The following is a 19495-nucleotide window of genomic DNA, read 5'->3' as shown; positions in this document are numbered from 1 at the left end:
GCAATATCAGGACGGCCTGATCACCCAGCAGGAAAAGTACAACAAGGTGATCGATGCCTGGAGCCGTTGCGGTGACCAGGTGGCGAACGCCATGATGGATGAGATCAAGTCGATCAAGAAGCTGCCCAATGGCCGCGAAGCACCGATCAACTCGATCTATATGATGGCGCACTCCGGTGCGCGTGGTTCGCAGGCGCAGATCAAGCAGCTTGCGGGGATGCGCGGGCTGATGGCCAAGCCATCGGGTGAGATCATCGAAACGCCGATCATCTCGAACTTCAAGGAAGGCCTGACCGTCCTTGAGTATTTCAACTCCACCCATGGCGCCCGTAAGGGCCTCGCGGATACGGCGTTGAAGACCGCCAACTCGGGTTACCTTACTCGCCGTCTGGTCGACGTGTCGCAGGATTGCGTCATCGTCGAACTCGATTGCGGCACGACCCGCGCGCTGGAAATGCGGGCGATCGTGCAGGGCGGATCGACCATCGCCTCGCTCGGTGAGCGTATCCTGGGCCGCACCACGGCAGAGGACATCATCGATCCGAAGACCAACGCGGTGGTTATCCCATCGGGCACGCTGCTCGACGAGCCGATGATCGCGACGATCGAAGCGCTGGGCACGCAAAGCTGCAAGATCCGCTCGCCGCTGGTCTGCGAAACCAAGATCGGTGTCTGTGGCAAATGCTATGGTCGCGATCTGGCCCGCGGTACGCCCGTTAATATCGGTGAAGCGGTCGGCGTTATTGCCGCCCAGTCGATCGGTGAGCCCGGCACCCAGCTGACGATGCGGACCTTCCACATCGGCGGCGCGGCGCAGCTCAACGAGCAATCGAACCTGGAAGCCGTGGCCGATGGCCGGATGGACTATCGTGACCTGCGGATCATTGAAGATCAGCGCGGCCGCCGCGTCGTGCTGAGCCGTTCGGGCGAACTCGCGATCATCGATGCCGAGGGCCGCGAACGCGCCGTCCACCGCATCCCGTACGGCGCCTATGTCCTGTTCCCCGATGGTCATCAGCTGACCAAGGGCGACCGGATGGCCGAATGGGATCCATTCACCATGCCGGTGATCACGGAAAACCCGGGTGTCGTGAAATATGTCGATCTGATCGAAGGCAAGACGCTGACCGAGCAGGCCGATGAAGCAACGGGCATCACCCAGCGCGTCGTCACTGAATATCGTGCCGCGACCAAGTCGAAGGAAGATCTTCGTCCGCGCCTGACCCTGACCGGGGCAAGCGCTGAGGAAGCGGGCCGTTATATGCTCGTGGCGGGGGCGACGCTGTCGGTTGAGGACGGGGCCACCGTTTCGGGTGGCGACGTGCTTGCGCGTGTGTCTCGCGAAAGCGCCAAGACGCGCGACATCACCGGCGGTCTGCCGCGCGTTGCCGAGCTGTTCGAAGCACGCAAGCCCAAGGAAAACGCGATCATCGCCAAGGTTTCCGGCCGGGTCGTGTTCGGCAAGGATTACAAGGCCAAGCGCAAGATCGGTATCCAGCCCGAGGATGGCGGCGAGGTCGTGGAATATCTGGTGCCGAAGTCGAAGGTGATCGACGTGCAGGAAGGCGATTACGTCAAGCGCGGCGACAACCTGATCGGCGGCTCGCCTGATCCGCATGATATTCTGGAAGTGCTCGGTATCGAGCCGCTGGCGGAATATCTCGTCGCGGAAATCCAGGAAGTCTATCGTCTGCAGGGCGTGAAGATCAACGACAAGCACATCGAGGTGATCGTTCGCCAGATGCTGCAAAAGGTTGAGATCACCGATGGCGGCGACACCACGCTGCTGGCGGGCGAACAGGTTGACCGCGAGGAGATGGACGACATCAACTCCAAGCTCGACAAGAAGCAGACCCCAGCGCAGGGCAAGCCTGTGCTGCTCGGCATCACCAAGGCCAGCTTGCAGACCCGCAGCTTCATCTCGGCGGCGTCGTTCCAGGAAACCACCCGCGTCCTCACCGAGGCGGCGGTCCAGGGCAAGCAGGATACGCTTATCGGCCTGAAGGAAAACGTCATCGTCGGCCGGTTGATCCCGGCAGGCACCGGCGCCGGCCTCAACCGCCTGCGCGTGACGGCCAACTCGCGCGATGCGGCCATGCGCGTGGCACAACGCCGGATGGACGAAGTGGCCATCACCGCGCCAAATTCGGCGGCTGAAGAGCATGAAGCAGAGCTTCATCGTTCGGCACGCGATGCGGGCGGCACGGGCGACGATGCGCTCGCGGCGGTTGTTTCCAGCGGTCACGGCACTGATGCTGATGCCGGGGACTATCTGAACACCGATAGCTGATCCTCACCGATCAGCGTTGGATGAAAGGCCGCCGTCCGGGGAAACCTGGGCGGCGGCTTTTTTGCGTGGCGGCGATGGTCGATTGAGCTGATCTCAGCGGAAACAGGCTTCTGTGGCCAAGCAGCCAACGGGCGACGCGGCCATGGTAATCGCTAACACGAAGGGGTGAAGTATTGTGCCACCGAATCCGAACTGCTAGCCTATCAGCCAAAAATGTGCAATAAATCTGATACGGGGGACTGAGCAGTGACATCAGGCGCTGAACGAGGCATTTCCTTTATTGCCAATCTGGTTGCAATCGCAGGATTCATTCTAGCGTTATTGAAATGGATCGATATCGATTTGTTTCCGCACTACAAGCCACCAAGCACGAGTGTCGCTCTCCTCATTATAATTCTTTTCACATCTTTTGCAGGATACGGGACTTCAATTATATTACGAGATAGATTCAATAATGGACAATCTTATTTCTTTTTGATGATATTTTTTATGATTGTGTTCAGTTTTTCCTTTGCCTATATTCGCAATTACTTGATCGATGGAGTGCTATATACGGAAAGAGCAGATTTCGGTAACAAAGCATTTTTTATCGGATGGCTGTTGTATTGGCTTCTTAATACAGTCCTTTTTTGCTATGCAGTTTGGTTCAAAGATAAGAATATAGTGTGGGTTCTTTTAACCGGTGTGTTCCGACCCTCTTACTGGGCAGGATTTGCGTCGATGATGATTCATATGATAGGGTTGCCAGTGTTGTTGAGTATGTTCAATGCCGGGGGAGGGATTTTCACCTAACTGAGATTTCGGTGATGAATTACCGGTTGCATTAGATCGACATCTGTCCGAGCCTAGAGTAAATCGCGTTCAACCCAGCGCCCATGTTAGTTATTATCTAGGTATGAAGCTGGCGTTGGTTGATTGTACACAGCATGAATCTACTTGGCTTAGACACAACGCACCGCCCGACGTATCGCAAGATCATGCAATCACGACATATTATTTCGAATGAGACTCTCAGGCCGCCGCAACTTTAAAATTTGTGTACGCAAAAATTCTAAAAACATGTTCAGAGGCCGTTGATTTTTGCAGTTATACCAGTTTAATGTAAGTTTTTCTTTTGAGAAGGAAAAATCATGGCTGATGTACCGGAAAGAATTGCGGCGCAAGCTTTAGGTGTTGGATTAGGCGCCGCCGCCGGCGTTATTGCTAAGCAAGCAATAACCAAGGGACCGATGTCGGCGCGGGTTGGCTCAGCTGTCGGTGCTACCTTGGCCACTGGAGGAACAGTTGGAGCTGCTTTAGGGTCCGGCGTTGGCGCCATAACTGCGCCGGCAATCGCAATGACAGCAGCAACAAGTGCGGTCGTTGTGGCGGCTCTGCCATTCGTTGCGGCGGGAGCGGCAATTGTTGGCGGTGTATTTTTGTTATCCAAGATCTTTGAAGACTAGAGCGCAGTTTCGTGTAATAATACTGCAGCAATGTTCGCCTGCAAGTTCCAGGAACACAATACCTAGTTGTCGGTCGGCAGTTGTCGTCGCTAGCGTCACTCTAGTTCCGGGCAATTATTTGAACACCTACAGCTGATCCCACCGATCAACGTTGGATGAAAAACCGCCGCCCGCTGGACCGGGCGGCAGTTTTCGTTCCGGGACGGCGATCGGGCTGGAATTGATCGGTTTATGAAAGCCCCAGCCATGCTGACGCGCTACCCTTGGTGGCCTGTAGAGTGTGATGACGTCGGATTGGATCACCCCATACCCGGTTCGCCCTGAGCGACGTCGAAGGGCATGTGTAGCGCGTGGGCTTCGACTTCCCCCGGACCTGATCCGGGGCCGAACGGGTGTAAGCTTCAATCGACCTAACGGCATCACGCTCTAGCGGCGGCTGGCAGGTTTAGCGGGGGACGTACCAATGGAAGTGCTAACCAAAGCGGCCTGGATTGGGCTGGCGGCGATTCATGCGATGCCGTCGCTTGCCTTGTTCATGCCATCACTGATCCAGCGGCTTTACGGTGTGCCGTCATCGGGGAGCGTCGGCATCCTGTTGACCCATCGTGGTGCCCTGTTTCTCGGCGTGTTTGCGCTGGCTTTGCTGGCCGCCTTTGATGAACAATCGCGGGCGGCCGGGGTGCTGGTGGTGGGTATCAGCATGGTCGGCTTCCTGATCGTCTATGCCCATGCCGGATCACCAGCGGGGGCGCTGCGGACGATTGCGTTGACCGATCTGGTCGGTTTGCCATTGCTGGCGCTGGTCACCTGGGAAGCGCTGCAGCGGTAAAGTATCAGCAAATCTCTGGCTGATTTCCTCCGCAAAGGCCGGTGGCATGCAGCAAGAACCGCTTGCCTCTCTGCCGTTTCGCGGCAAGCTGATAGAGATGGCTTCACCAGAACCGTCCGAACCGATCTTCGCTCGCCCCCGCGTCATTCTGGCGGGCGCAAGGGCGATCTATATCGGGCCGTGCCTTGCCCTGTCGCCGCATCGCAATGCCGTCGCCACGCTCGCGATCGCGCTTGCCATGCCGTTCGAGATCGCGTGGCCGCAAACGCCAGATCGCCCAACCGAGACCCGGCAGATCGCGCTGATACCCCCCAACACGCTTCACCATCTGATCGCGGCGGGGCCAATGATGTTTGTCTATCTTGATGCGCTGGCCGACGATCAGCGGACGATTGGCGCGTGTATCGGCTCACGGCCAGAAGAGCTGGCGCGCATCGCCGCCGACTGCGCGGGGATCGCGATCGGCAGCACGGCGGCAGACATCGTGCGCGGACTGCTCGCCCTATTCGGCCTGGGCGATCCCGCTGACGACATTTCGCCCACGGGGGTCGCCGCAGCAATCCGGGCGATCGACGACCGACCCGATAGTTTCGGATCGGCAAAAATCGCCGCCAGCCTCGCGGGCTTATCCGAAAGCCATTTCCATCGGGGGATCAAGCGCGCAACCGGTGTCCCCTTTCGCCGTTATCGACTTTGGCGCAGAATGGGGATTGCCGCGATTGCGCTGAAGGACGGTGCCAGCCTTACCGATGCGGCGATGGCGGGCGGCTTTGCCAGCTCAGCGCATTTCAGCGCGACGTTCCGACGGATGTTCGGGATCAAGCCATCGCTGCTGATCAATGCGCAAGCACGGTTCGACGTCGTCCATTCTGCGTGCGTGGCGACAGCACTGGCTTAGGTTCGGTGCCTTGCCCAAGGGAGCCGTCTTGCGCGCCATCCTGTTCGCTTATCCGGACAAGTAACCGATCCAGGCACCCCCCACCGCGTGGCAGTGGTGCATGGCAGCAACTATCCACATCTATTTCACGCAGTGTCGCTGGCCCCATCTTGAGTGTCGTGACAACTATGTTACCGAACGACGGACAATCCGGGTCACACGGATGACGGGGAGGATGCTGTCTTTTTCATCGGGGGAATCATGTCTGCCATGCCTTTATCGAACCGCCGCTTTGCCCGCTCGCTTTCTTGCGGCGCGTCGTTCCTGATCCTTGCCATGGCGGCAACGCCAGCGCTGGCAGCCGATCCGGCCCCCGCAGCTCCTGTTGTCGCCCCAGCGCAAGCCGATGAGAGCGATGACGGCCTGCCCCCGATCACCGTTACCGCCACGCGCCGTGAAGAACTCAGCAAGGACGTGCCGATCGCGGTGACGTCGCTGTCGGGCGCGACGCTGGATACGATCAATTCGAGCGGGCTTGATATCCGCTTCCTGTCGGGCCGCACGCCCAGCCTGAACATCGAATCGTCCTTTGGCCGCACCTTCCCCCGCTTTTACATTCGCGGCCTGGGCAATACCGATTTCGATCCCAACGCCGCCCAGCCGGTGTCGGTGGTGTATGACGGCGTCGCGCTGGAAAGCCCGTTCCTGAAATCCTTCCCGGTCTTCGATCTCGCCAATGTTGAAGTGTTGCGCGGGCCGCAGGGCACCTTGTTCGGCCGCAACACGCCGGCGGGCGTCGTCAAGCTGACCTCGGCTGCGCCACGCGATGTCTGGTCGGGCTATGGCAGCGCTTCCTGGGCGACCTATAACACCGTCAATGCCGAGGCGGCTGTTGGCGGTCCGATTGGTGGTGGCTTCTCGTTCCGCGCATCGGGCATTTTGCAGCGCCGTGACAACTGGATCACCAACACATCGACCACCGGCAATGCGAACCGCATGCTGGAAGGCTATACCGACCTGGCCGGTCGCTTCCAGATCGCCTATCATAGCGACGATTTCAACGCGTTGCTGAACGTGCATGGCCGCGATCTTGATGGCACGCCGCGCGTATTCCGGGCCGGGGCGATCCAGCAGGGCAGCAACAATTTCTCCGCTGGTTTCCGGCCCGACCGCGTCGCGCTCGACGGCTATACCAGCCAGTCGCTGACGCAATGGGGCATCAACCTGAAGCTCGATTATCTTGTCGACGGCGTCGGCACTTTTTATTCGGTGACCGCGTTTGAAAAGGCGCGTGTTGAAAGCACCGGCGACATCGATGGCGGCAACACCTATGCCTTCCCGCCGGTTGGCCTCAATCGCGCACTTTTCCCCGTCAATACCGGTGGCCTTACCCGCCCGGAAGAATTCAGCCAGGAATTGCGTTTTGCGTCCGATGAATTTGGCGGCTTCCGCGCACAGGGCGGGCTGTATTATTTCAACCAGAAGCTGAATTATGCCGAATTCAACTATAATTTCCCAACCACTGGGTCGCGCGCGCGCGATCTGAATTCATTCATCGATCATCGCAACAGCAATGAGAATTACGGCGTCTTCGCCTCGGTCGAATATAAGGCAACCGACAAGCTGACGCTGCGTGCCGGTGGCCGTTATTCACATGACGACCGCGACGATCTGATCACGGACCGGACGCCGGGCGGCTCGCCAATCATCTTTGGCCTGCGCCTGCCGATCCGCACGCGCACCAATGATGGCGAGTTCACCTGGGATGTCAGCGGCACTTATGCCGTTACCTCCGATGTGAGCGTCTACGCTCGCGTTGCCACCGGCTATCAGGGGCCAGCGATCCAGGATCGCGTGACCTTTGGCAGCGTGCCCGTGGTCGCGCCGAAGCAGACGACGATTTCGGGTGAAGCCGGCATTAAGGGGGCGACGCCGGATCAGACGTTGCGTTTCGCGCTTGATGGCTATTATTGGAGCACCGACGATCTGCAGATCACCGCAGTCGGCGGCGCGTCAAACTCGACGCGGTTGCTGTCTGCCGCCAATGCGGTGGGGTACGGCGTTGAAGCGGAGTTCGAGGCACGTCCCATCCCCGCGCTGGTGCTGACGGCGAGCGGCAGCTACAACTTCACCGAATTGCGCGATCCGACGATTGGCGTCGCGCCCTGCGGATCGGGGGTCTGCACTCCAACTGATCCTGTCGTTGCTGGTCTTGCCCGGATCAACGGCAATGATCTGCCCCAGGCGCCGCGCTTTGTTGTCAACTGGACGGGGCGTTATGCTGTGCCGGTGGGCAGCGGTGAAGTCTATCTCTTCACGGACTGGGCCTTCCGCAGCTCAATCAACTATTTCCTGTATGAGGCAGTCGAGTTCCGCGGGCGCTCGTTGCTCGAGGGCGGCCTGAAACTGGGCTATAAGCTCGACAACAAGCTTGATGTCGGCGTCTTTGTGCGCAACGTCACCAACCAGATCCGCAGTGTCAGCGCGATTGATTTCAACAACCTGACGGGCTTCATCAACGAACCACGGATTGTTGGCGTGCAGGCGCGATTGGGCTTCTGATCGGTTAATCGCCTCCTGGCGGGCCGTCGCCCAAAAAGAACCAGTGAACCATGCCCCCGCATGGGCCCCTGGTTCTGGGGCGGCGGCCCTTTTTTGTTGGTTACATTTCGATAATCTGGGTACCGAGCCGTTCGGCTTCCTGGTGATCATGCGTGACCATCAGGATTGGCAGTTTGAGCACGTCGCGGATATGCTCAATCGCGGTCATCACTTCTTCTCGACGCGGTCGATCGAGCGACGACAGCGGCTCGTCGAGCAACAAAAAGCGCGGCGCGGCCAGCAGCGCCCGCCCAATCGCCACCCGCCGCGCTTCGCCGCCTGACAAGCTGCGCGGCCAGCGATCAAGCAGATGGTCAATGCCCAAAAAAGCCGTCACCGTCGGCAGATCAATCCAGTGATCCGCAACCGGGGCGAGCGCTTGCCCATAAAGCAGATTGGCCCCCACGCGCAGATGCGGGAAGAGGCGCGGTTCCTGAAAGACATAGCCTGCACGGCGTTCGGGCACGGGACGATCAATGCCGCAGGCGGCGTCGAATAAGCGGCTTCCCGCCACAACCACGTGCCCGCGATCGGGACGCCGCAGCCCAGCGATCATGTTGAGCACGCTGGTTTTGCCGACCCCCGACGGGCCGAACAAGATCGTCAGCCCATCCACTGGCATCAGCCGGACCGCGACATCGGTATCGCCGACCCGCGCCATGATATCGACATCAAAGGACATGCAGCCCCCGCCCGCTGCGCCGCGCCAACAGCTCTGACCCGACCAGTGCCGCCAGCGACAAGGCCACGGATACCAGCGCAAGACGGACGACCACTGCCTCGCCATCGGGCAGCTGCAGCGCGCCATAAATGGCCAGCGGCAGGGTTTGCGTCTGGCCCGGCACGTTGGAGACAAAGGTGATCGTCGCGCCAAACTCGCCGATCGATCGCGCGAAGCCCAGCACCAGCCCGGCAAGGATGCCCGGCATGCTGAGCGGCAGCGTGATCGTGCGGAAAGCATGCCAGCGCCCTGCCCCCAAGGTCCGCGCCGCGCTTTCGAGCCGCTGGTCAACGGCTTCGATCGACAGCCGCATCGCGCGCACCATCAGCGGCAGTGCCATCACGCCAGCGGCAATCGCCGCCCCGGTCCACCGAAACAACACGCTGATCCCGAACCATGCCTGCAACCAGCCGCCAATCGGCCCGTTGGGCGCAAAGGCCAGCAGCAGCAACCAGCCAGTCACCACTGGCGGCAGCACCAGCGGCAAATGCACAATGCCATCAAGGATAATTTTGCCCGGAAAGCTGGTGCGCGCCAAAATCCAGGCAAGCGCGAACGCGATTGGCAGCATGGCAGCCATCGCCACGCCGCCAACCTGTAACGTTAGCCAGATGATGGCCCAATCAGCGGCAGACAACATCGCGTCAGCGTACGCTGAAACCATAGCGCACGAAAATGGCCTTTCCCTCGCGCGAAACCAGGAAGCGGCGAAAGCCCTCCCCTTCCGGATTGGTCGACGCCTTTAGGCGCGCGACAGGATAGCTGATCGCTGGATAGCTGTTGGTTGGAAACACAGCGACCACGCGCACCGCCTTCGATGCTCTGGCATCGGTCGCATAGATGATTCCGAGTGGGGCGACACCGCGTTCAACCAGCGCCAGCGCCGCGCGGACATTTTCAGCACGCACGACCCTGGGCGACACCCCGCTCCAGACGCCCAGCTTCTGCAGCGCGGCGCGACCATATTTGCCCGCTGGGACAGCGTCGGTGTCGGCCATCGCCAGCGGCCCCGCCGCAAGGGTTGCGACCAGCCGAGCGGGATTACGGAAATCTAGCCGGGCCTTGCTCGCTGCAGGCGCCACGATCACCAGGCTATTGCCGAGGAACGACATCCGCGTTGTCGGCACGATCAGCGATCGCTTGGCGAGATCGTCCATCCACGTCTCGTCGGCCGATACGAACAGGTCGGCAGGAGCACCCGCAGCGACCTGTCGCGCCAAGGCTGACGACGCGGCGAAAGAGATGAGCGGGCGCGGGTGCCCCTGGCGCGCCCAGGCATCGGCTGCGGCGCTCATCGATTCCTGCAGCGAGGCAGCAGCGAGGATCAGGGGGGCGATTCGATCCGCTGCCATCGCAGGCGCGCCAGTCCCGACCAATGTCGTTATCACTACGAATTTGATCAGCCTGCGCACGTCGATCAACTCCCGTTGCTATTCCCCATCGTATATAGCACTTGGTGAGCGAGACCAGCCCATGCGACGACCGGGGAAACGAAAGATGCGGTGGTGGATTTGGACATCGGCACTGCTGGCTGGCTGCACCACCATTCCCGCTGCCGCCAAGGACGGCGCGCTGACCATCGACTTGTCGATCCGTGCCCGAGTCGAGGCGATCGATGGCCAATTTCGCCCCAACACCCCCGCCGACGATACCGCGTTGCTGCTGCGGACCATCGTTGCCGCCGATTATGATGCCGGACCTTTGGTGATTGGTGCCGAGGTGTTCGACAGCCGCAGCTATTTCCAGCGAACGCTATCGTCGATAGCCACGACCGAGGTCAACGCGCTGGAGCCCGTCCAGGCTTATCTCAGGACCGATTTCAGCGACCATATCCAGGGGCAGTTTGGTCGCTTCACGCTCGATCTCGGGTCGCGGCGGCTGGTCGCGCGGTCGGTCTATCGCAACACCACCAATGCCTTCACGGGTGCGCGCTTCGACCTGAGGTCAAAGGCGGGCGACACGGCGACTCTGTTCTGGACAGTACCGCAATCACGCCTGCCGGACGACCGCGATGGCATAAGGTCAGCGGGCGTCGCGCTCGACCGGGAATCGATCAGCGTGCAGTTTTTCGGCGGCATCTTCACCAGCCGCCCGATCAACGGGACCGTCATCGAAGCCTATCTTTATCGGCTTGCTGAACATGATGCGCCCGGCATCCTGACCCGCGACCGGCGACTATGGGTACCCGGCGTGCGCGTGGTGCGACGGCCAGCGCCGGGCCAGGTCGATTTCGAGGTGGAGGGCATCTGGCAAGGCGGCACCACGCATGCCACCACCGCCGCGAGCGACGTCGCCGCCCTGCCCGTCTTCGCCTGGGCGGTGCATGGTCATATCGGCGAGACATTCCAGTCGCCTTGGAAGCCGCGCCTGGCCATTGCGGTCGATTATGGCAGCGGCGACCGCCCGGGCGGGCAATACACCCGCTTCGACACGCTGTTTGGCGCGCGCGTCTTCGAATTCGGCCCGACCAGCCTCTATGGCGCCATAAGCCGCCAAAATCTGATCAGCGTCGAGGCACGCGCTGAAGTCAGCCCCGGCAAGCGCTGGGACGGCTATCTCGCCGCCCGCCCGCTCTGGCTGGCCGAACCGCGCGACAGCTTCGGCGCCACCGGCGTGCGCGATCCGGCGGGTCGAGCGGGGCGCTATGCGGGCACGCAAATCGACATGCGGGCGCGATACTGGTTGGTTCCCAAACGCGTGCGGCTATCGGCGGGCTATACGCAGTTGTTCAAAGGCGGATTCCTGACCGAAGCCGCCAATGCGCCCGCGACGGGCGACACCAATTACGGATTCACGGAAATGACGCTGACATTGTAACCGCGCGCTACCCCTCATCCCCCATCCGCAGCGCTGCAATAAACGCCTCCTGCGGGATGCTGACCGAGCCGTACTCGCGCATCCGCTTCTTGCCCTCTTTCTGCTTGTCGAGCAGCTTGCGCTTGCGGCTGGCGTCGCCGCCATAGCATTTGGCGGTCACGTCCTTGCGGAGTGCAGCGATCGTCTCGCGGGCGATCACCTTGCCGCCGATTGCTGCCTGGATCGGGATTTTGAACAAATGGCGCGGGATCAGGTCTTTCAGGCGCTCGCACATGCCCCGGCCCCGGCTTTCGGCGGTGCCACGGTGGACGATCATGCTGAGTGCATCGACGGCCTCCGAATTGACCATGATGCTCATCTTGACGAGGTCACCCTCGCGGTAGCCGATCTGGTGATAGTCGAAGCTCGCATAGCCGCGTGAGATCGACTTGAGCCGGTCGTAGAAATCGAACACGACTTCGTTGAGCGGCAGTTCATAGGTCACCTGCGCGCGACCACCGACATAAGTGAGGTTTTTCTGGATGCCGCGCCGGTCCTGGCAGAGCTTCAGGATGGAGCCGAGATATTCGTCGGGGCAATAGATCACCGCCTCGATCCAAGGCTCCGAAATGCTTTCGATCTTGGTCGGATCGGGCATGTCGGCGGGGTTGTGGAGTTCGATTTCGCCGCCGCCATAGGTCAGGTTGATCTTGTAGATCACCGATGGCGCGGTGGTGATCAGGTCGAGATCATATTCGCGGGTCAGCCGTTCCTGGATGATCTCCAAATGCAGCAGCCCAAGGAACCCGCAGCGGAAGCCGAAGCCAAGCGCGGCGCTCGATTCCATTTCGAAGCTGAAGCTGGCGTCATTGAGGCGGAGCTTGGAAATGCTCTCGCGCAATTTGTCAAAGTCATTGGCGTCGACTGGGAACAGCCCGCAGAACACGACCGGCTGGACGAGTTTGAAGCCCGGCAGCGCCTCAAGCGCGGGGCGCTTCACATCGGTGATTGTATCGCCGACGGCGGTCTGCGCGACTTCCTTGATCTGGGCGGTGATGAAGCCGATTTCGCCAACGCCAAGCTCGGTTAGTTGCTCGATCTTGGGGCGGAAACAGCCAACCCGGTCGATCAGATGCTGCGTGCCCGTCGCCATGAACTTGACGAGCTGGCCTTTTTTCAACGTGCCCGCCATCACGCGGACAAGAATGACGACGCCGAGATACGGGTCATACCAGCTATCGATGAGCATTGCCTTGAGCGGTGCATCGGCATCGCCCTTGGGCGGCGGGATGCGGGTGACAATCGCCTCGAGCACATCGGCGATGCCGATGCCTGATTTGGCGCTGGTCAGCACCGCGTTGGAGGCATCGAGGCCAATTACTTCCTCGATCTCCGCGCGGACCTTTTCGGGTTCGGCGGCGGGCAGATCGATCTTGTTGATGACGGGCACGATCTCGTGATCATGCTCGATCGACTGATAGACATTGGCGAGTGTCTGGGCTTCCACGCCCTGCGCTGCGTCCACCACCAACAGCGCACCCTCGCACGCCGCAAGGCTCCGACTAACCTCATAGGCGAAATCGACGTGGCCGGGCGTGTCCATTAGGTTAAGGACATATTCCAACCCGTCCTTGGCGACATATTGCAGCCGGACGGTCTGCGCCTTGATGGTGATGCCGCGCTCTTTCTCGATATCCATATTATCGAGAACCTGTTCCGACATTTCGCGGGCAGTCAGCCCGCCGGTCTGCTGGATGAGGCGATCGGCAAGCGTGGACTTGCCGTGATCGATATGCGCGATGATGGAGAAATTGCGGATGCGGTCGAGCGGAGTTGCCATAATGTCCGCGCCCTAGCAGCGCTGTGCGAAAAGGGCAAAGCGATCAGCATAACGGATCTAGGGCGGCGTCATTGCGGCCAACCGCCAACCGGCCAATCCCGTGCAGTGTGGATCACGCGAAGGATTTGGATTTTCTTGCCGTCCGAGCCGATCGCATAAGCAATCATATAAGGGAGCCCGCGTAGTGATTTCTCGTAAGTGCCCGACACGCGCCCCGGATGGCCGGTTGCAAAATCGCCAAGCGCCGCGCCCGTCGCCCGAATGGCCTGCGCAACGCGATCTGCAGCGTTGGGATCATCGGCGGCAATGAAGGTGATTTGGTCGAGCAGGTCGCTCAGCGCACTTTCGGCCCAATCGACCGTTCGCGTCACGCGCGATCGGCGCGCGCTTTGGCGATGACGGTGTCAACCCGGTCCATGGCGATATCATGCGGCACCACCCGCCCAGCTGCCACGTCGGCCATGCCCTGTTCTATCCCATCGATGATCGACAATTCGCGGTCAACATAGGCTGCAACCGCTTCTGCAGCCAGGAAGGATCGGCTGCGGCGTGTGCCCTTTGCCAGTCGCGCGAGCTTGTCACTGACGTCGGTCGGCACGCGGATCGTCATCGTCATGCTGGACATAAAGGCTTCCTGAAACGGATGTGTACATCTACGCACATTGGCCTGTGCTGGCAATTGGCGATGCCTCAGCGATCAAGCCAGTCCGCCAGAATCGCGTTCACCTTTTCCGGCGCTTCCTGCTGCACCCAGTGCGAAACGCCGGGCAGGCGTTCCAGGCGGAAATCGCTAACATAGTCCCCCGTGCCATCGACACAGCCGATCGTCAGCGCGGTGTCTTCCTCGCCCCAGATCATCAGCGTCGGCACATCGACCTTGCCGGTGCCTGCCGTCATCCCGCTGACTGAGCGGAAGGCCGCGCGGTAGTAATTGATCATCGCGGTCAGCGCGCCGGGGCGCATGGCCGCATCGGCATAGATATCGGTCACCTCTTTCGGGAAGCGGCTCTTGTCCACCGCCATGCCGACAAAGGCGCGGCGGATGATGCGGGCGCGGTTTCGGCCAAAGGCCCATTCGGGCAAGCCGGGCAGTTGGAAGAAAAACACATACCAGCTCGCGCGCAATTGCGCCCATTTGCGCAATTCGCGCTTGAAGGGCATCGGGTGTGGCACGTTCATGATGACGAGCCCGACCAGCGGACGAATTTTGCGGATCGCGAATTGCCAGGCGATGATCGCGCCCCAATCATGCGCGATCAGCAGCACTTCGCGCGCGCCGCTGGCGTCGATCAGCGCGGCGACATCACCCAGCAGCCGGTCGATGTGATAGGCGTCCACCCCATGGGGCCGGTCAGTGCCGCCATAGCCGCGCAGATTGGGCGCCCAGACCCGCCAGCCGCGTTCCACCAGCAACGGAATCTGGAAGCGCCAGCTGTAGTGCAGCTCGGGAAAGCCGTGCAGGCAAAGCGCCAAGCGGTCCCCACTTCCCGCTTCGGCCAGCTCGAAGGATAGGTCGCCTGCCTGTTGCCAGCGAATGGCAATGCCGCTGTCGGCGGGCGGAGTCCATGAGGGGATAGCGATCGAAGAGTCAGCCATGGCAGCGCGCCTTGAGATAGGAAATGCCCCGCAACCATAGCCACCGGCACCACGGCGACAAGCACGCTTGGCGTCATTTGTCGTTCCACTGGCTATCGGGAAGGGGTATCGGTGCCTGAACGACTCAGTCCTTGGGGGATGTAGGATGATTGGCAGGAAGCTTCTTTCCGGCGCGGCGATGCTCGCTGTCGCTGCGGCACCGATGGCGACGGCACCCGTTTTTGCGCAGAAGCCGCCCCGGCAGGCGAGCGCTTCCAAGGGCCAACAGCTCCAGCAGGCAGCGATGAATGACGTGCCGCGCTGCGCGACCAAGCACGGCACGGTTTCAATTGTCGACGGCCAGGATTCGTCGGGCTGGACGCAGAATAGCCTCGCTCCGCCGGCGCGACTGTTGCGCGTGCTGGTCCAGCGTTCGGGCTGCTTCAACATCGTCGATCGTGGTGCTGGCCTTGATGCGGCGGCGCAGGAACGCGCGATCGGCGGCGGCCTTGGCCTGCAGCGCGGATCGAATGTTGGCCAGGGCCAGATCAAGGCCGCTGATTATGTGCTGGTGGCTGAGATTCAGGGCGCGAACAGCGATGTCAGCGGCAACGCGGCGGGTGCAGTGGCTGGGGCGATCATCGGCGGGCCGATAGGCGGGCTGCTTGGCGGCATCAAATCGCGCAAGTCCGAAGCCAATACCGTGCTGTCGCTCACCAATGTGCGCACCACTGAGACTTTGGCGGTGACCGAAGGCTATGCCGCCAAGCGGGACACCAGCTTTGCGGTTGGCGGCCTGTTCGGCGTCGGCGGGTTTGGCGCTGGCGGGATCGGCGGCGGATATGAGAATACCGATATCGGTCGGATCGTGACGCTCGCCTTCATCCAGGCCTATGCGAAGATGGTCGATGAACTAGGCTATGTCCGCCCAGGCGACGAGGGAACGGCGCAGGCCGCGCCGAAAAAGACCTTCACCGCCCAGGCCCCGGTCGCCATGCGCGTCAGCCCGGTGGCATCAGCCAAGGCGATCCGCACGCTTCCAGCGGGGTCGATTCTGTATCCGACCGGCAACCAGAACGGCCTATGGTGGGAAGTTGCTGACGAGAATGACAATGTCGGCTGGGTGCTCAACACCAAGCTCGCGCCGTCGCAATAAGCGCTGCCAAGGAACAGCAGGTCGAAAAGGGGGGCGCCGGGCGCTCCCCTTTTTTTTGGGCGATCAGGGCGCCAGATCGAACCCCGCCGACGCGATCGCCGCCAGCGCATTGGCCAGCCGATCATCCCCCTGCCCGCCGACCAGCGCCCAGGCGACGCCGCGCCGCTCCAGTTCCGCCTTGGACAGATCGAAAAAGCGCCGTCGCTCAATCGCTGAACCGAACATCCGGGTCCCGTCATCGACCCAGGGCAGATCGATATCGAGCAGCAAATAGAGATCGGCGACCCCGGTCCAATGATCGAACCATTGATCGCGCTGGCCAAACAGCATGTCGGCCCACACCGCCGTCATCAGCGGATCGGTATCGAGCAGCACGAAAGCCGCGCCACGCGTAATGGCCGCTTGCGTCATCCTGTCATGCGTCTGCGCGATCGTCACCAGATCGGCCATGCTGAAATTCGTGCCATGCGCCTCAGCAAATTCGCGGCCAAATTCGGGCACGATCGCTGCCGACAGCCGCGCGGCGAGCGGCGCGAGCAGCGTCGATTTTCCGGTGCTCTCGGGCCCGTGCAAACAGATGACCGGGGCTCGCGTCACGCCGCCGCCTGCTGCTTGGCATCATGCTGCCATCCGATCAGCCCCCAAATCGCCAGCCCCAGGAACACCGCATAGAGCAGCATCGTCAGCCACAATCCCTTGGCGGCATAAAGCCCGATCGACAGGATATCGACCATGATCCACAAGACCCAATTCTCGATCAAGCGCCGCGACATCATGATCTGGGCGGCAACGCTCAAAATCGCCGCGCTCGCGTCCCACCAGGGCAGCGACGCATCGGTATAATGCGATACAAGGCTGCTCCAGACGATAATCGCCGCCGCACAGCCAGCCGCCCAACCAAGCCGTGCACGGGTGCCAAGCCGATCGATCAGCACTGTCCCCGCATTGGCCGACACGCGCGACCACGCCCACCAGCCGTATAGCTGCACCACGAAGAAGAAGACTTGCAGCAGAGCATCGCTGTAGAGCTTGGCATCGAAGAACAGCCGCCCATAGAGTACCACCATCACCAGCCCGAACGGGTAATTCCACACGCTGCGGCGCACCACCAGCGTCACATTAATGACGCCCAGCACAAAGGCGATCAGTTCAAGCGTCGACATCAACGGCAATCAGCCGCCGAGCCGGGCAAGCGCGGGCAGCAGATCGTCATAATGATCAACCACCGCATCCGCGCCCAGCGCCTCAACCGGGCCGTTCAGAAAGCCGAAGCTGACGGCGATAGCGGGGATGCCCGCTGCCTTTGCGGCTGTTACGTCAAAGATCGAATCGCCGACAAAGGCCGCCCTGCCCCCACCGCAGCGCGCAATCATTTCGATAATCGGCGCGGGTGACGGCTTGGCCTTGCCCGGCCCCAGCGTATCGCCACCGATCACGCAGGCGAAACGCTCCAGCATGCCCATCAGGCCGAGCAGCCTTACCGCCCGCCCTTCCCCCTTGTTAGTGGCGACGGCGAGCGTCACGCTTTTCGCCGCCAGCGCATCCAGCGCGTCGATCAATCCGGGATAGGGCTGGGTCAGATCAGCGATGTGCGCGTCATAATGGGTAAGCAATTCCCGGTGATAGCCAGCAAAATCTTCGGGCGGGCAACCGCCACTTTGCTCCAGTGCCAATCGCAGCATTGCAGCACCGCCACCGCCGATCATCGTCTTCACTTGCGCGATGGTGAGCGGCGGCCGCCCCGCCAGCCCAAGCGCATGATTGACCGCCGCCGTGAGATCGCCACTCGTGTCGAGCAAGGTGCCGTCCAGGTCAAAGCCGACAATATCGAACGGGGGATCGAACGGGGGCGCAAACGGAAAATTAGGGGGAGAAGAACTATCTGCGCTCATCCGCCCCGCCTGCCAGCATCGCTATGGAATTGGCAACACAATCATGGCAGAGCGTACGAGATTGGGCTTGCGCCCGAGGGAGCCAGATGACCCAGCGACCAATCGCCGCCATCATCCTTGCCGCCGGCAAGGGGACGCGCATGAAATCCGATCTCCACAAGGTGCTACACCCGATTGCGGGGCAGCCGATGCTGCTGCACCTGCTGGATAGCGTCGCCGCACTGCCCCCAGAGCGAACCGTTGTCGTGACGGGTGCCGGGCGTGAGCAAGTGGAGGCAGCGGTTGCCCCAATCGGTGCGTCGACCGCGCTGCAAGCCGAGCAAAAGGGCACGGGGCATGCGGTGCTGCAGGCCCGCGAGGCGCTCGATGGTTTTGCGGGCGACGTGCTGATCCTGTACGGCGATGTGCCGCTGGTCAGCGCCGCGACGATGCAGCGCATGATCGATCGGCTGCGCGCGCCCGATGCCCCGGCTGTCGTCGTGCTTGGCTTCCGGCCCGATGACACCGCCGCTTATGGCCGCGTGATCGCCGATGATACTGGCCGCATCCTGAAAATGGTCGAGCACAAGGACGCATCGCCTGAGGAGCGCGCCGAGCGGCTGTGCAATAGCGGGCTGATGGCCGCGCGCAGCGACCGGCTGTTCGCGCTGCTCGATCAGGTCGGGTGCGCCAATGCCGCGGGCGAATATTACCTTGTCGACATCGTCAACATCGCTGCGGCGGAAGGTCTCGCCTCCGCCGTGATCGAGACCGCCGCCTGGGAAGTCGCCGGGGTCAACAGCCGCGCCGAACTCGCCGCTGTCGATGGCTATTGGCAAGCCGACCGCCGCAGCCGGGCGATGGCCGAAGGGGCAACGTTAATCGCGCCCGAAACCGTGTGGTTCGCGTATGACACGCAGATCGGCCGCGACGTGGTGATTGAGCCGAATGTGTTTTTCGGCCCCGGCGTGCAGATCGCCGATGGCGCGACGATCCACGCCTTTAGCCATATCACGGGCGCGACTATCGGCGCAGGCGCAGAAGTCGGCCCTTTTGCTCGCCTCCGCCCCGGTTCGGTGCTTGGCGAGAAAGCAAAGGTCGGCAATTTCGTCGAGATGAAGAAAACCGTGCTGGGGGCGGGGGCAAAGGCCAGCCACCTCACCTATCTGGGCGATACCGTAGTCGGGCCGGGCGCCAATATCGGCGCGGGGACAATCACCTGCAATTATGACGGCTATTTCAAATACAAGACCGAGATTGGCGCCGGTGCCTTTATCGGATCGAACAGCGCACTGGTTGCCCCCGTGTCGATCGGCGCAGGTGCGATCGTCGGCGCGGGATCAGTGATCACGGGCGATGTCGAGGCCGACGCCCTCGCCATCGCGCGCGCCAAGCAGGAAGCCAGGCCCGGCTGGGCAACGCGGTTCCGCGCCGCGATGACGGCAAAACGCCGCGCTTGATCTTGGTATATCTCGCCTGACTTGACGCGATATC

The 19495-nt window shown here is 61.4% G+C and carries 18 protein-coding genes and 1 pseudogene; 9 read left to right on the top strand and 10 right to left on the bottom strand.

Going from position 1 to position 19495, the window contains the following annotated elements; genetic code table 11:
• The 6 genes and pseudogenes from B7Y43_RS18425 to B7Y43_RS18400 form a co-directional block, all read left to right on the top strand.
• Positions 1-2290, top strand: a pseudogene (locus tag B7Y43_RS18425) (DNA-directed RNA polymerase subunit beta'); the annotation flags it as partial.
• A 246-nt stretch (positions 2291-2536) separates the two neighbouring features.
• Positions 2537-3082, top strand: a complete 546-nt coding sequence (locus tag B7Y43_RS18420; RefSeq protein WP_374133139.1) for a hypothetical protein — start codon at positions 2537-2539, stop codon at positions 3080-3082.
• Between the two features lie 338 nt (positions 3083-3420).
• Positions 3421-3735, top strand: coding sequence for a hypothetical protein (locus B7Y43_RS18415; RefSeq protein WP_374133138.1), 315 nt, complete (start codon positions 3421-3423; stop codon positions 3733-3735).
• 463 nt (positions 3736-4198) lie between these two features.
• A complete protein-coding gene (locus tag B7Y43_RS18410; RefSeq protein WP_374133137.1) occupies positions 4199-4564 on the top strand; it encodes a hypothetical protein in 366 nt (121 codons plus the stop codon).
• A 46-nt stretch (positions 4565-4610) separates the two neighbouring features.
• A complete protein-coding gene (locus tag B7Y43_RS18405) occupies positions 4611-5462 on the top strand; it encodes a helix-turn-helix transcriptional regulator (protein WP_374133136.1) in 852 nt (283 codons plus the stop codon).
• A gap of 240 nt (positions 5463-5702) precedes the next feature.
• Positions 5703-8003: a TonB-dependent receptor gene (locus B7Y43_RS18400; RefSeq protein WP_374133135.1), complete on the top strand. Its 2301-nt coding sequence runs from the start codon at positions 5703-5705 to the stop codon at positions 8001-8003.
• Positions 8004-8103: 100 nt separating this feature from the next.
• Here B7Y43_RS18400 and B7Y43_RS18395 read toward each other — a convergent pair whose 3' ends face one another.
• From B7Y43_RS18395 to modA, 3 genes are read right to left on the bottom strand one after another with little or no spacing between them, the layout of a single operon-like run.
• The gene (locus B7Y43_RS18395; protein ID WP_374133134.1) at positions 8104-8724 is read right to left on the bottom strand and encodes an ATP-binding cassette domain-containing protein; all 621 of its coding nucleotides are present in this window, start codon (positions 8722-8724) and stop codon (positions 8104-8106) included.
• A complete protein-coding gene (gene modB, locus B7Y43_RS18390; protein WP_374133133.1) occupies positions 8714-9403 on the bottom strand; it encodes a molybdate ABC transporter permease in 690 nt (229 codons plus the stop codon). Before modB ends, B7Y43_RS18395 begins: the two co-directional genes overlap by 11 nt.
• A gap of 4 nt (positions 9404-9407) precedes the next feature.
• The gene (gene modA / locus B7Y43_RS18385; protein WP_374133140.1) at positions 9408-10115 is read right to left on the bottom strand and encodes a molybdate ABC transporter substrate-binding protein; all 708 of its coding nucleotides are present in this window, start codon (positions 10113-10115) and stop codon (positions 9408-9410) included.
• Positions 10116-10260: 145 nt separating this feature from the next.
• On the opposite strand from modA, the gene B7Y43_RS18380 reads away from it, so the two are divergent.
• Positions 10261-11580 (top strand): alginate export family protein, encoded by a 1320-nt coding sequence (locus tag B7Y43_RS18380; RefSeq protein WP_374133132.1) that lies wholly within the window; start codon positions 10261-10263, stop codon positions 11578-11580.
• Between the two features lie 7 nt (positions 11581-11587).
• Here B7Y43_RS18380 and lepA read toward each other — a convergent pair whose 3' ends face one another.
• The 4 genes from lepA to B7Y43_RS18360 form a co-directional block, all read right to left on the bottom strand.
• On the bottom strand, positions 11588-13399 hold the full coding sequence (lepA, locus tag B7Y43_RS18375) for a translation elongation factor 4 (protein WP_374133131.1): 1812 nt from the start codon (positions 13397-13399) through the stop codon (positions 11588-11590).
• Positions 13400-13467: 68 nt separating this feature from the next.
• Entirely contained in the window at positions 13468-13770 is a 303-nt protein-coding gene (locus B7Y43_RS18370) for a type II toxin-antitoxin system RelE/ParE family toxin (protein WP_374133130.1), read from the bottom strand.
• Positions 13767-14024: a CopG family ribbon-helix-helix protein gene (locus B7Y43_RS18365; protein ID WP_374133129.1), complete on the bottom strand. Its 258-nt coding sequence runs from the start codon at positions 14022-14024 to the stop codon at positions 13767-13769. The genes B7Y43_RS18370 and B7Y43_RS18365 overlap by 4 nt, the downstream gene beginning before the upstream one ends.
• A gap of 65 nt (positions 14025-14089) precedes the next feature.
• Positions 14090-14995, bottom strand: a complete 906-nt coding sequence (locus B7Y43_RS18360) for an alpha/beta fold hydrolase (protein ID WP_374133128.1) — start codon at positions 14993-14995, stop codon at positions 14090-14092.
• Between the two features lie 145 nt (positions 14996-15140).
• On the opposite strand from B7Y43_RS18360, the gene B7Y43_RS18355 reads away from it, so the two are divergent.
• On the top strand, positions 15141-16130 hold the full coding sequence (locus tag B7Y43_RS18355; RefSeq protein WP_374133127.1) for a CsgG/HfaB family protein: 990 nt from the start codon (positions 15141-15143) through the stop codon (positions 16128-16130).
• Positions 16131-16193: 63 nt separating this feature from the next.
• On the opposite strand, the gene B7Y43_RS18350 is transcribed toward B7Y43_RS18355, so the two are convergent.
• Genes B7Y43_RS18350 through B7Y43_RS18340 form a run of 3 tightly spaced genes read right to left on the bottom strand, consistent with a single transcriptional unit; the run spans position 16194 to position 18022 of the window.
• Positions 16194-16727, bottom strand: a complete 534-nt coding sequence (locus B7Y43_RS18350) for an AAA family ATPase (RefSeq protein ID WP_374133126.1) — start codon at positions 16725-16727, stop codon at positions 16194-16196.
• Complete coding sequence (gene pnuC / locus B7Y43_RS18345) at positions 16724-17293, bottom strand: nicotinamide mononucleotide transporter family protein (RefSeq protein ID WP_374133125.1); 570 nt, start codon at positions 17291-17293, stop codon at positions 16724-16726. The genes B7Y43_RS18350 and pnuC overlap by 4 nt, the downstream gene beginning before the upstream one ends.
• 9 nt (positions 17294-17302) lie before the next feature.
• Positions 17303-18022 carry an HAD hydrolase-like protein gene (locus B7Y43_RS18340; RefSeq protein WP_374133124.1) on the bottom strand — a complete coding sequence of 240 codons (720 nt, stop codon included), beginning with the start codon at positions 18020-18022 and terminating at the stop codon, positions 17303-17305.
• An 86-nt stretch (positions 18023-18108) separates the two neighbouring features.
• Here B7Y43_RS18340 and glmU point away from each other — a divergent pair, with 86 nt between their 5' ends.
• On the top strand, positions 18109-19461 hold the full coding sequence (glmU, locus tag B7Y43_RS18335) for a bifunctional N-acetylglucosamine-1-phosphate uridyltransferase/glucosamine-1-phosphate acetyltransferase (protein WP_374133123.1): 1353 nt from the start codon (positions 18109-18111) through the stop codon (positions 19459-19461).
• Positions 19462-19495: the final 34 nt, after the last annotated feature.

The organism is Sphingomonas sp. 28-62-20 (assembly GCF_002281505.1).
The sequence above is the reverse complement of the archived record's forward strand: the minus strand, read 5'-3'. Positions and strand labels throughout refer to the sequence as shown.

Bases quoted from the DNA above. Each gene is read 5' to 3' on its own strand.
- B7Y43_RS18415 (WP_374133138.1), top strand. From the start codon at position 3,421: ATGGCTGATGTACCGGAAAGAATTGCGGCGCAAGCTTTAGGTGTTGGA.
- B7Y43_RS18410 (WP_374133137.1), top strand. From the start codon at position 4,199: ATGGAAGTGCTAACCAAAGCGGCCTGGATTGGGCTGGCGGCGATTCAT.
- B7Y43_RS18405 (WP_374133136.1), top strand. From the start codon at position 4,611: ATGCAGCAAGAACCGCTTGCCTCTCTGCCGTTTCGCGGCAAGCTGATA.
- B7Y43_RS18400 (WP_374133135.1), top strand. From the start codon at position 5,703: ATGTCTGCCATGCCTTTATCGAACCGCCGCTTTGCCCGCTCGCTTTCT.
- B7Y43_RS18395 (WP_374133134.1), bottom strand. From the start codon at position 8,724: ATGTCCTTTGATGTCGATATCATGGCGCGGGTCGGCGATACCGATGTC.
- modB (WP_374133133.1), bottom strand. From the start codon at position 9,403: ATGTTGTCTGCCGCTGATTGGGCCATCATCTGGCTAACGTTACAGGTT.
- modA (WP_374133140.1), bottom strand. From the start codon at position 10,115: ATGGCAGCGGATCGAATCGCCCCCCTGATCCTCGCTGCTGCCTCGCTG.
- B7Y43_RS18380 (WP_374133132.1), top strand. From the start codon at position 10,261: ATGCGGTGGTGGATTTGGACATCGGCACTGCTGGCTGGCTGCACCACC.
- lepA (WP_374133131.1), bottom strand. From the start codon at position 13,399: ATGGCAACTCCGCTCGACCGCATCCGCAATTTCTCCATCATCGCGCAT.
- B7Y43_RS18365 (WP_374133129.1), bottom strand. From the start codon at position 14,024: ATGTCCAGCATGACGATGACGATCCGCGTGCCGACCGACGTCAGTGAC.
- B7Y43_RS18360 (WP_374133128.1), bottom strand. From the start codon at position 14,995: ATGGCTGACTCTTCGATCGCTATCCCCTCATGGACTCCGCCCGCCGAC.
- B7Y43_RS18355 (WP_374133127.1), top strand. From the start codon at position 15,141: ATGATTGGCAGGAAGCTTCTTTCCGGCGCGGCGATGCTCGCTGTCGCT.
- pnuC (WP_374133125.1), bottom strand. From the start codon at position 17,293: ATGTCGACGCTTGAACTGATCGCCTTTGTGCTGGGCGTCATTAATGTG.
- B7Y43_RS18340 (WP_374133124.1), bottom strand. From the start codon at position 18,022: ATGAGCGCAGATAGTTCTTCTCCCCCTAATTTTCCGTTTGCGCCCCCG.
- glmU (WP_374133123.1), top strand. From the start codon at position 18,109: ATGACCCAGCGACCAATCGCCGCCATCATCCTTGCCGCCGGCAAGGGG.